This window comes from Flectobacillus rivi, assembly GCF_030056655.1.
GTDB lineage: Bacteria > Bacteroidota > Bacteroidia > Cytophagales > Spirosomataceae > Flectobacillus > Flectobacillus rivi.
In genome coordinates this window covers 187,038-199,922 of the sequence record NZ_JASHIE010000004.1, presented here as the reverse complement: position 1 = coordinate 199,922, position 12,885 = coordinate 187,038, and the positions used below count along the sequence as shown (strand labels likewise).

The window sequence follows — 12,885 nt, the reverse complement described above, 5'->3', positions numbered from 1 at the left end:
ATAGGTTATTTGTAACTTGCAAATGCTAGGGCACAGCATAGTGTCTATTCGTTTTGTTCTATTAACAGATAACTTCCTTTCACTCAAACCCCAAAACAATTATGAAATATCTTCTCAACTTATTTTTATTATTATTATCAATAAAGGGTTTTTCTCAAGCTGAAACTTTTGAGAAAAGAACCTTTACTGATAAAGAAGGGCATATATTGCCATACAGAATTTTATTTCCAGAGAATTACGATGCCTCAAAAAAATATCCTATCGTATTAGTTCTACATGGTGCAGGCGAGCGTGGCAACGATAATGAAAAGCAGTTGACACATGGTTCTAAATTATTTTTGAGTCCAGAAAATCGCCAGAAATTTCCTGCTATTGTTATTTTTCCACAATGTCCTACTGATAGTTATTGGGCTTCTGTTAAAATTGATAGAAGTAAGTCTCCATTAGATATTGATTTTACTTATAACGAACAACCTAACTGGCCTTTAGTTGCCGCAGTTGATTTGGTAAAACAAATCAGTAAAACTGAAAAAGTAGACAAAAATCGTATCTATATCATGGGTTTGTCGATGGGAGGCATGGGGACATTTGAGGCCATTGCTCGCAATCCAAAATTATTTGCCGCAGCCGTGCCAATTTGTGGAGGAGCCAATCTGACTTGGGCCAAAAAATATGCTCAAACTGTTCCTGTATGGATTTTTCATGGCGATGCTGATGGTGTTGTAAAAGTTGGCTATTCAAGAGATATGTATGCGGCTTTGCGTGCTTTGGAAGCCAAAGAAGTGAAATATACCGAATACCCTAATGTTAATCATAATAGTTGGGATAACGCTTTTGCTGAACCAAATCTATTATCTTGGTTGTTTGAGCATAAGAAATAATTAGCTTGTCTGAAATGCTCAATACGACAAGGCTTATGTTGTATGATTTTAATTCACTTATTATGAGAATAATTTTTTCGATTCTATTCCTTGTATCGTTAGTTGCACCATCCTTTGGACAAAATGACACACTGGTGCATCAAAAAATCTATTTTGTAAAACCCAAAATTGAATTAACCACAGGCATTGGGTTGACAGTGGCTTCTTTTTTCGGTTTTCGACAATTAGATAAGGTAGCGCATTTATCAAAAGAGGATATTCTAAAACTAAATCCCAACGATTTGAATAGTTTTGATAGACCTATTGCGTTTAAGAATCCTGCCAATTTTGCCTCTGCCGAGAAGAATTCTGACTTGTTCTTGAATCTTTCGCTGGTAAGTCCAGCACTATTGATGCTTGATAAAAATATTCGAAAAGATTGGGTTGATTTACTGAGTATGTACATGATGAGCCATGCGGTAGATAATGCTCTGTATTTCGGTGCGGCGTATTCTATTCGTCGACCACGTCCCTTGACTTATAATCCCAATTTGACTGCGGAGGAAAAAATGGGAGATGGAAGAAGTAACTCGTTTTTTAGTGGACACGTTTCATTTAGCTCAACAGCGACTTTTTTCTTAGCAAAAGTTTATACTGATTATCATCAAATAAAAGGTTTGAAAAGAGTAGGACTGTTCACACTTGCTGCCATTCCGCCAGCCTTGGTGGGCTATTACCGAACAGAAGCGGGTAAGCATTTTAAATCAGATGTGATTACAGGTTTTGTATCAGGGGCTATTTGCGGTATTCTCGTTCCTGAATTTCATAAACGATTACAACAAAAGAAAAACTTGACTTTTCAACCTATCTATTCTCCTCAATTTGGTGGCGTTGCTGCTACGTTGGCGTTTTAGTGGTGAGTTGTGAACGGTGAAATAGGTTGCCTTATCTTCAATAAATTTTCAACATTATTCAATTCTCTTGAAGAGAAAATTGTAAGGAAAACTACAGGCATTTACCTTAGCTCCGTAGGAGCGACAGTTTGGTAGTAGGGTATATTCTTTAACCAAGAAAAAGAGCGCCGTAGGTGCGAAAGACTTCACGATAGTTGGTGTTCTTTCGCACCTACGGCGCTCTAAAGGGACTTTTATTTCTATATATTCTACCAAACTGTCGCTCCTACGGAGCTTTTCCCTGCAATAACAATACTATTCAATTGCCAACCTAATAAGGCTTTGTATTCAAGGTCATAACACATATTTGCCAAACCTTTTTACGCTAAATTTCAAAGGCGACCTATTTTAGGCAAGGACAACTCATCACTTCATTCAGTTTCCATCAGGTTTGATTACTGAGACCAAAGGACTTACTGGAAAATTCCATGTGTTCAAATCATCAGGTTGAGCTGGATTATAGGCTTTAACGTCTTTGTTGAGATACTTTTCTATCCCTAAATGATTGGATTTGATTCCTTCTACGATACATTTTGCCAACTGGTATGCCCCATAATTGCTGAAGTGCGTATCGTCATGAATCGCTTTTTCTTGATTCGGAAAACTATTAGCCTCATAATGGACAAAAGCCTTTTTTGAATTTTCTACGCCGAGTGTTTCCCAAAGCGTTTTACTCATATTATTCAAATCAATTAAGGCTACATTTTCGTCTTTGGCTACCTGACGCATAGCTTCAGGGAAGTCTTCAAGCGTATTAATGATTTTACCATTTTCATCAAATCTACGGCGATGCATCGAGGTAACTAGTACAGGAGTAGCCCCTTTTTCACGCGTTTTTTTGATGAAACTACTCAAATACTCTTTGTAGGTGGTTTGAGATTTGAGTCCAGAGCCTGTTTTTTGATCATTGTGTGCAAATTCAATAAAGAAATAATCTCCCTTTTTGATTTGACTCATGACTTTTTCAAAACGTTTTTCAGAAGTAAAACTTTTAATGGTTTCGCCAGATTCGGCATGGTTGGCAAATACGACTTTTCCTGCTTGGAAAAAACTTGGAATCATTTGCCCCCAAGCGGCAAAAGGTTCAATGGCTTGGTCTACAACGGTGGAGTTCCCTGCCAAAAATACAGTTGGAATTTTACTCGAGGCAGGCGTAATTTCTACGGCACACACTTTGGGGGATTTTCCCGTAAATTCGAGCGTCAGTTGGTGATCCCAGTGCAGATATTCCTTTTCTCGAGGTTTGAGTTTTACGCTAGAAGAATCAGAAATTTCGGGATAGCGAACATTTACAGTAAAATTTTTAGTGACAAATTTTCCCTTCTCGGTCTCTACTTTTTCTAGCATCAATCGACGACATTCGGCTTTGACACTTGTGGAAGAAGTCTCTTCGGCATCGCCCAAGATTACTTTGACATCATAATTTCCCTCAGGAATATCAACCGTAAAGAAAAAGGAAGTATTACTGGTGCAGAAATCGGAAGTAAGTGCATCTTTAGAAGCTCGATTTTCGGATGAGATTTTAGCGTTGGGCATAAACCCAAAACCTTTAGCCTTGGAATAATAGTCGCTTGGACTTACAGCTTGATAACCTTTGGCAACAGCACCTGTGCCAAAATCAAACTTAAATGAATTTTTTACTTGTGAAAAAGCAGTCAAGTTTACTGCTGTTAACAGGCAGAGTGATAAAACGGATTTTTGTGAAAACATTTGTTTTGTTGTTAGTTAATTGTCTCGGAATAAACACTTTGTTTTCAACAGTTGATTGCAATAATATCGATTTTATAGGGGGATTTTTTGTAAAAAACTTAATACATTTTACATATAGATAAAGCAAGAACTAGCAATAATTTACTGATTTTTTCAAATCAAGTGCTGATTTCATTACTCCTTCAGGACAACAGTTAGCCCAAATTTAATGAGTGAACGTTTTTGAATATACATTTTACCCATAGAAACGCAATGCGTTGCGTCTAAAGATGTGTCATGAAAAGAGGCGATTGAAAATTGATTTTCAACTGCCTTATTAATCGCTAATAAATACCTTTCTTCTGAGTGAAATATGACTTGATATTCCCAAAGAATTACAATAAACTCAAAATTGAACGATCATGAATATGCCAAATTAAGGCTGTACGAAGGATTTTGAACTATTGCAGATATTTCAGAGAAAAAGTGAAATACCTTATAAATAAAAAAGTAGGTTACACTTCCGAAATCCAACATCCGATATCCGAAATAAATGATTCTTACAACCCTTCGTACACTACTAATCCCTAGTGTCCTGTGAAAACTTCCTCCATTTGTTCGAGCGTTTTGCCTTTGGTTTCTTTTACTTGAGTTTTGACAAAAACAAAACCTATCGTACATATTAGCGCGTACAAAGCAAAAGGGCCGTAAGTGCCTAGTTTTTCTGCCAAAATAGGGAAGGTGAATACCAAAACAAAATAAGCAGCCCACAAACATAAGATTGAAAAAGAAGTGGCATTTCCTCGAATTGTATTGGGGAATATTTCAGAAATTAATACCCATGTTACAGGAGCAAGCGTTGTAGCGTAAATACTGATAGAAAGCAGAACTACAATGGATAGATACAGCGCTGGAGCTTGTGTTTTTAGCAAAATCGCAATCAAAATATAGGCGATTGCTAATCCCAACGAACCAACTTGCATCAATGGTTTGCGACCAATTTTATCTACTAAAAACATGGCGAGTATCGTAAAAATGACATTGACAACACCAATAGAAACCGTCTCAAAAAGCTGTCTATTGAGATCTGCACCCACCGATTCAAAAATAGTAGAGGTGTAATTGAATACCACATTGATACCACACAACTGCTGAAATACGGCTAATCCAATGCCCACAAATAGAAGTGGAAGATATTGTGGGGTAAAAATCGAAACTTGTGCGGTTGTTTTTTTGACACTCGATTCAACCTGATTGAGCGTATTAAGCGCAAAATCTTCTCCACCAATTTTATGCAAAATAGCTAAACCTTCAGTCTTTTTTCCTTGTAAAATCAACCAACGTGGACTTTCGGGCAACCAAAATAAACCCGCCAGAAAAGCCAAAGCAGGAACTGCTCCCAAGCCAAACATCCAACGCCAAGCATTTGCGCCTGTATCGGCTATGGCATAATTGACAAGGTTGGTGATGAGAATCCCAAATACAATGGTAAGTTGATTTATGGATACATTGCGACCTCGAATTTCGGCTGGTGAAACTTCCGCGATATACATTGGACTGAGCATCGACGCCATACCTACGCCCACACCCGCTATCAAGCGCATAACAAGAAAAAGAGTTAGGCTAGAAGAAAAGGCCATTCCTAAAGATGATAAAGCAAATGTGATGGCGGCAATCATCAAGGAAGGACGACGACCAAATTTTTCAGCGATTTTTCCTGCCAAATAGCAGCCAATCATACAGCCAATCGCTAAAGTGCCTGTCAGAAAGCCTTCCCACCAAGCATTGAGCTCGAAAATAGTTTTGAGAAAGGGTAATGCACCAGCAATCACCGCGAAGTCAAAGCCAAAGAGATAGCCACCCAACGCCGAAATTGCTGAAATGAGTAGAGTATAGTTGGAATTATGTTTCATAATCAAATAGATTTGTAAAAGCCTTTAGGGTTTTGAAAAAATAGATTAAGCACTTCAAATAGATATGCTCAAAAAAAGCGAAGGGTTTATTGGACAAAGGTCCTTTGTATTACCCGATTACCTCATAGTGTCTAACCAACAACATCCTTTATCCAAAGGATTGTATATTACTGATATTGGATATTATCCCAGAGCATCGTTTCACAATCGTGAGCGTGCCAGCGGTTGTGAGCAATATATTTTGATTTATTGTGTCGATGGTGAAGGCTGGTATTCTGTCAACGATGTTCGTACGGCGATAAAACCGCACCAGTTTTTTGTAATTCCTGCCCAAACTCCTCATCAATATGGCGCTGATGTTTCAAATCCTTGGAGTATTTATTGGATACATTTTACAGGTCAAAATGCCAAAGAATACCTTCAATATCTTTTTCCTAATCAGAGTGTTTGGGTGCAGGATATTCCTGAAAACAAAGAACGAAATGCTTTATTTAACGATATTTTGGCTCATATCGAAATGTCATATCATCAAGAACATGTGGTATATGCCAACCTTGCATTGGGACAGTATTTGAATTCCTTCAAAATCACCCATTTTACTACTGTTGCCACTTCTGCTGAGCAAGACGATCCTATTTCAAATGTGATTCATTACATGAAAGAGCATTTGTCTGAAATCAAAACACTGGAAGATTTTGCTCAAATAGCAGGTATGTCAGCCTCGCATTTTTCGGCAGTATTTCGTCAAAAATTACAAAGTACGCCTGTTCACTTTTTTACCTTTTTGAAAATGCAACGAGCCTGTTATCTTTTGGAGTTTACCACCTTAAGAGTCAAGGAAGTTGCCTTTCAAATGGGTTACCACGACCCTTATCATTTCTCAAGGGTATTTACCAACATCATGGGAAAATCGCCCCGTGATTTTCGAAATGATAAGGTACAGGGAGTTGATTATTTATAAAACCAACATTTTCTGATGTATCAATGCACCTTGGTGATTGATGTTTTTGGCTAATACTGCATCAAAGAATTGTTTGGCTTCTTGGTTTTTACCCAAACCTAAACAGCCCAAGCCTTGCAAATATTGACAATGAATGTTATTTCTTTCGTCCAAATCAACATCAAAAACCAACAAGTCGGGAAGAGATACCGCAAAATAATCGATTTTTATAGCGTCATATTGGTGCTTTTCGCCAAATTGAATCAATCGCTCAAAAATCTCTTGCGCCTTCTGAACTTTGCCTAATTTCTGCCAAGCTAAACCTTGATAGAAAATTTTATCAGGTTGTGGGTCATTATAAAAAATCGCTTGTACGGGCTCTGAAATGCCTGAGGAGGCTTTTTGAAAATAACTTAGTGCCAATTCATTATTGCCTAAAGCTTCATAGATAAGCCCTTTCCAATAATGAATATCGTTTTCTTGTGTTCCTAGCAACTTGCCTTCTCCTAAATTGACAGGATATGTTTCGGCTTGCTCTAATAAAGCTAAGGCTTGAGAAAAGTTCTTTTGTGCAAAAGCTATTTTGGCAAGTTCGATATGCGTAAAAAGATATTGTCCAACTACTTTTCCTTCGCCACCTTCCCAAGGGTGGAAGTTGCGCGTTGACAGTAAGACTTTAGCCTTCTCAAACTGCTTTGTTTGATTATGCAAAGCAATATACTCTAAATATAAATCATCCCTTTGAAGCGAAATGTCTTGACGTTCTTGCAAAAATGCCAAGCGAGTTGCTGGGGCGACGTTGAGTTTTTTGTACAATTGGTCTAATTCCATCAAAACCCTAGCATCCGTTGGGTCAAGAAAATAGGCTTTTTCTAAAGCTTTTAACGCCTTTTCTGGTTCATTTTGCTTATTGTGATATGCCAAGGACAAGTTACGATAGGAGGTAGGAAATTCAGGTTTTAAGCTGGTCGATTTTTCCCATGCACTAATTGCTTCAGGATACTGTCGGTGGGCATACCAAAAATTTCCTAAGAAATAAAATACATTGCCGTCATTTGTACTTTCTTGAGATACCCAAAGCAAAGTGTTTAGTTCAAATAACCTATTAGGAAAAACTTTATCTGGCGATGCTAGTTGCGCTTGTTGCAAATACCCTGCTTTTTGAGCCGATAAATGTAGCTTATCTGCCAAAAATGCTAAGGTGTATAAGGCTATGGGATAAGTTTTGGATTTGTCTTTTTCCGATAAATACAATTCTAGTAAATAGGTTTCCAACAACTGATATGCTTCCGAATATAGCCCTGCTTGGATATAATCGTTGGCATATTCGAGATAGTTGTGGACATACCCACGCATCAATTTTTTGAACTTGCTCAAGCTTTCAAGACCTTCTGGCTGGTCTTTTTGAAGCAGATATTTCTCAAAATAGCAAAGCATGTTAAACTGATCAAATGCTAAACTATCTGAAATCAGTTGTAAGGCTTCCTCTTTTTTGCCCAAAATTCTCAATAAGGAAACCTTCAATTGTCGAGCGCTATGCCCTTTCCAATTACGATATAAAGAGTCTGTGGCTTGATTTAGTGCTTCTTCATAATTATGCTGAATACACGCAATTCGTGCCAATTCTAAGAAAGAAGCATCTTGCCATGCTGCCGACCAAGAGGCTTTGAAAAAAGCGGTATAGGCAGGCGTTAATTCGTTGAGTTGCTTGAGACAAAGTCCCAAATTATAGTAAGGCTCGCTATCGTAAGGGTTTGGATTGCGAGCAGTAAGCGTTTGAATGGCTTTTTCAAAACAAGGTTTTGCCTTGGCAAATTGCCCTTTTTTGTAGTACCATAACCCCATAGCATTGTTGCAACGAAAATCTTGTGGATCACGACGAAGTGCCTCTTCATAATAATCCATCGCCGAGTAGGTGGCATGACGATACTGCTCAATATGTTGTGCCGTTAAGAACAACTGCTCGATATGCTCAATTGCTGAAGGTGCTTGCGCAGCAATGGCTGGTTCTGGCAATTCGGGAGTTTGATAAACGTCTGGGGTGTAACTCACTAACATTTTTCCTTCTTGAGAAATCACCTCAAGGGTATAGGCTTCGGGTGTATCGATTGTCCAATCAATGGATTGGATGAATGGTTTTTCAGGAGATAAATCTGTTTTAGCTTCAAAAATTATCTGGTTATTTTTACGAAAAATAATACTGACCGCATGATATGGGGCAGTGTCATAAGCCATTATTTGTACTTCGGAGGCAGTCCAAAGTAAGTTTACAGCCGCTTCTTTCGTAGCATTTTTGACCATGCCGATTTCACTATAAGGCATGAAATATTGTGTAAATCGACGTTCTTCATTAGGCATTATCCATGAAAAATCAGGCTGATTGTCAGTAAAGACCCCCGTCATGAGTTCGATATAGGGTCCATCTTCGTCGGTAAGGTTTCTATCCCAAGCATAACCAAATTCACCATTTCCCCATGTCCACTGTTTTTTGCCGGGGGATATATGGTGATTAGCTACGTGTAAAAGACCTCCCTTGGTATCATTTTCGTACCCGCCCATAAAGTCATATTTGGACTGAATTGCCATGTAGGAGGTAGGTACTGGAATATTTTTATAACCTGATATATCTGTTCCTGGCGAATAGTCAATTTTGTAATATGTCCCTGTGGCAATAGGGAAGGAGGATACATCTCTTTTGCCATGGTCAAAAACGGCATATACATCGGGCGGAAATACCGATTGATAATGGTCATTGACTTTTACGGCTGGGTTGGCCCACCACAAAAAAGTCTGTGGTAAGGCGGTACGATTGTACAAAACGCCTTTGATTTCGAGATAGGCTTTGTCAGGATATAGTGTAAAACCTGCCATGCCTTTGGTCGAAAACATTCTTTCCACTTCACTTACCCAAACGGTTTTTGAGCCATCGGGATTGGATTCTATCGTAAAATCAACGGGTTCGAAAGTGCTTGGGCGGTGATGTTGTGGCCAGTTGAATTCGATTCCTCCCGAAATCCACGGACCTGTGAGTCCTACCAAAGCGGGTTTGATGACTTGATTGTAATAGATAAAATGTCGTTGTTTTACTTTGTCGAAAGCCATTTGGATTCTGCCACCGAGTTCAGGCAAAATCATGATTTTGAGGTATTGATTTTCTAGAAAAACAGCTTGATAGGTTTGGTCATGCTTTGTATCTTCGATTTTCTCGATTACGGCATGAGGATACACCACACCACTTGAGCCTTGGTAGACTCTTTTTTCGAGAAACATAGGATTTTTTTCTGATTCACCGACGCCATAGGTGGGAATGATGATGGCTTCTTCCCAAACTTTTACTTCCATTTTGATATAGTGTTGTATAAAAAGGTGGGTTCAAAGGTAAATCCTTGAACCACTGGATTTACCTTTGAACTGTTGTGTTTTAAGTAATAAGAAAGGTTAGAGTAATAGTATATCTGAGGTGTGATATGGTTATAACAATGCTTTCATAAAACCCATATACTATTAACTAATAACGTCTTCCTACTTATTAGAAAAGCGCTTGTATTGCTTTTATCTCTAGGTTTTGTGTTGGGTTAAAGTCTTTGCTATTGAGGTATTTGAGCAAACTATATTTGAATTGTCGTGCAGACGGTCGATTTTCTAAATCTTTCACTAAATCTATACTACACACCATGAGCTTGCCTTTTCCAACTTTTGCTTCAAAAGCTAGCGACAGACGACGATTTTCAAACCATGTATCGATAGGCTGGATTGTAGCTTTGAGCGTTTTCGGAAAATCATTGAGTAACATCACTTGGCTATGAGATAGCATGTCTTGCCATTGGTAATTGCTAAATTTTTCGGTTGGAAAATCTTTGAAAATAGGATGCTGTGTGTTGTTCAATAACCCCATTGTATGCGGCGCTTGTCCACTTGTCCATGCAGTATTCCAGAAGATACTCGAAAAGCCAATAGCTACTTCAGCGCCTTTGCCTTTTTTGATTTTACCATGGGTCAAAAGCAATACATTTCTGCCTTTTTCCAATGCATTCATTACTTCAGGACTTAGTTCTTCTGCGATAAGGGCATTGCCTTGTGCCGATTTCAAATCTACTTGCGATGGATATACCCAAAACTCCCACGAATTATGAATAGTAGTGCCCGCTATAGTTGTCCAAAGAATGAACTTTTGTGCTTTTTTGATGTTTTTGAGCGAAACAGAAATATTGCCAATCGTTTGATTATTAGAAATTTGTATTTCTGGTTTTACAAACGAACCTTTTTGGTAAATCTTCCCCGATTCGTCTTGAATACGCCACTGAATCGTTTGATTCAGAAGCTTTTCTGCACCAAAATGCGCTATTTCTAAAGCAGCTTCAAAGTTTTCTTGATTTGTTAAAATAAGCTTTGGAATACGTGCCAACAGCACCGTTGAGTTACAAAACTTACGATATTCCTCTCCAGAAGTATAACCTTTAGATTCCCAAAAAGCATCGAGCGCACCCACAAGTGCTGTGCCTTGTCCCGAGAAATCGTGTAGTCCTAAAAGTTGAAACCCTCCAAAATTAGGTGTTCTCAATGCCGCTTCTATGTCAGCTTTGTAACATAAAGTTTGCAATCGTCCAGAAGCGTATAAGAAGTCCTTCGCTTGGTCGCCCAACCCATTTTCTTCTAAGGTTTCTTTAAAAATCTCAAAATTGGTTGCTCTTAATACCCCTTTGTATTTGGCGATTTCGTCGAGGTTGGGATAGGCGCACCACTGTCCAATTTCATGACTGATATAAGGCTTGTCTATTTTACCAATGATTCCCGACCAGTCGTAAGTGGTCGATGGAGCTTTGGCATTGATGATACTATTAACGCCCTCGCCCCAACGCTGTATGCGAGCATCTGAATGAATATGAAAATCACTTTCTGGAATCATGGGCCAACCAGCACCAGACGTATAGAGGTGACGGGTATCGAGAGCTTGGAAGTGTTTGACAAAACGAGCAAAAAACTCATTTTGCTTACTACCAGCAGGCTCGTTGCCATAAGACATCATGATAAATGAAGGGTGATTGCCATAAGTTTGTACCACTCGCTCAGATTCTTGGAAAATAAACTGGTCTATTAACCCGTCGGTACCTACAGCACTCCCTTGATTCGCCCAAAGTGGTCCTTCTACATAAAGATATATCCCCAAACTATCTGCCACTTGAAACGCTATTTCTGGTGGGCACCACGAGTGAAAACGCAAATGGTTAAGACCGTAATTTTTGATGGTTGTACCTATTTTTTCCCAATAAGAACGCTCCATAGAAGGATATCCTGTGAGAGGAAAACCCGCACAATCGACGTCGCCACGGAGGAAAATAGGGCGGTCGTTCAGATGAATCCTTTTGTTTTTAACACTGATTTCTCGCATACCAAACTGAAGCTTGTGCGCGTCAAGTGTTTGATTTTCTTTGGTTAAATTTACTACTAGCGTATAGAGATTAGGAGTAAACTCATTCCAGAATTTAGGATTGTCAATTTTGATGGTTTTCGTAATCCATTGAGCATGAGAAGTGACTGCAATGTTTTCTGAAAACGATTGATTATCAGCATTTTTTAAACTGATGTTGAAAGCTAATTTACCAGAAAAATCTTCTTTGGACTTTTTCTCCACTAACACTTTTACCTCAACTTCAGAAGTATTGATATGAGGATAAACTTTGACATCGGCAATGTGCACAGGTTCTTGCGCTTGCAGACTAATGTCGCCAATCACACCGTTCCAGTTGGTTTGAGTGTGGTCAGTAATACTCGAAGAATTGGGACCGATATAGAGTCGAACACTATTATCAACCCTGATGGAAATACTATTGCCTTTTGCTTTTAGGTAATCCGTAATGTCGTAATCGTGTGGAGCTACTAGACTATTTTGAGTACCGCAAAAATTGCCATTGACAAAAACAGAACTTTCCCAATGACAACGTTCAAGATGGAGAATAATACGTTTTTTTGACCAATTTTGAGGCTTATCAAATGAACGTTTGTACCATGCCACGCCTACAAAGCTTTTTTTAGGCTTAAGCCAAAAGGGAATTTTGAGGTCTCCCGAACGATACTTGGCATATTTGGGTGAAAAAAAATAAGAACTATCAATCACATCGCCGACCCAAGGCGTTTGAAGAGTAATATCATTTCCTAAATTGTTTTCGGCTAATGAACCAGGGAGATTTGCTTTTTCTGAAAACGCAGAAAACCACCAATGCTCCTTTAAGCCTACATTTTCAGGGTCAAGCTTTACTTGCCATTGTCCTGATAAATTGAGACTGTTTTGTGAAAAAATAGAAAAAGTATTTAACAATAAAAGTGCAATGAGGTAATGTTTAATTTTATCCATCTTTATGAGCTGAAAAAGGGTGAGTTGACGTAGCATCAACATTTAAAATCCATAAATCAATATACAATAGTGGTTAGGTTTGTGGATGCGAAGCCTTAAGCTATTTCTCTGTTGAAATAGTTTAAAAACTTATACAAAATTCACTATTTATACTTTGAGGCAAAATGGATAGAATCTC

Annotated in this window: 7 protein-coding genes; 3 read left to right on the top strand and 4 right to left on the bottom strand. The window is 38.5% G+C overall.

The genetic code is table 11. From position 1 onward, the window contains the following. The first annotated feature begins 101 nt into the window (after positions 1-101). Both QM481_RS06880 and QM481_RS06875 read left to right on the top strand, forming a co-directional pair. Entirely contained in the window at positions 102-881 is a 780-nt protein-coding gene (locus QM481_RS06880) for a carboxylesterase family protein (protein WP_283381194.1), read from the top strand. Positions 882-943: 62 nt separating this feature from the next. After that, on the top strand, positions 944-1,774 hold the full coding sequence (locus QM481_RS06875) for a phosphatase PAP2 family protein (RefSeq protein WP_283381193.1): 831 nt from the start codon (positions 944-946) through the stop codon (positions 1,772-1,774). A gap of 414 nt (positions 1,775-2,188) precedes the next feature. On the opposite strand, the gene QM481_RS06870 is transcribed toward QM481_RS06875, so the two are convergent. Further along, positions 2,189-3,523, bottom strand: a complete 1,335-nt coding sequence (locus tag QM481_RS06870) for a rhamnogalacturonan acetylesterase (RefSeq protein WP_283381192.1) — start codon at positions 3,521-3,523, stop codon at positions 2,189-2,191. Positions 3,524-4,089: 566 nt separating this feature from the next. Beyond that, the gene (locus QM481_RS06865; protein WP_283381191.1) at positions 4,090-5,415 is read right to left on the bottom strand and encodes a sugar porter family MFS transporter; all 1,326 of its coding nucleotides are present in this window, start codon (positions 5,413-5,415) and stop codon (positions 4,090-4,092) included. 64 nt (positions 5,416-5,479) lie between these two features. Here QM481_RS06865 and QM481_RS06860 point away from each other — a divergent pair, with 64 nt between their 5' ends. Further along, a complete protein-coding gene (locus tag QM481_RS06860; RefSeq protein ID WP_283381190.1) occupies positions 5,480-6,376 on the top strand; it encodes an AraC family transcriptional regulator in 897 nt (298 codons plus the stop codon). Here QM481_RS06860 and QM481_RS06855 read toward each other — a convergent pair. Further along, on the bottom strand, positions 6,371-9,697 hold the full coding sequence (locus tag QM481_RS06855) for a DUF5107 domain-containing protein (RefSeq protein ID WP_283381189.1): 3,327 nt from the start codon (positions 9,695-9,697) through the stop codon (positions 6,371-6,373). The genes QM481_RS06860 and QM481_RS06855 overlap by 6 nt on opposite strands. A gap of 187 nt (positions 9,698-9,884) precedes the next feature. Further along, positions 9,885-12,707, bottom strand: coding sequence for a glycoside hydrolase family 2 protein (locus tag QM481_RS06850; RefSeq protein WP_283381188.1), 2,823 nt, complete (start codon positions 12,705-12,707; stop codon positions 9,885-9,887). Positions 12,708-12,885: the final 178 nt, after the last annotated feature.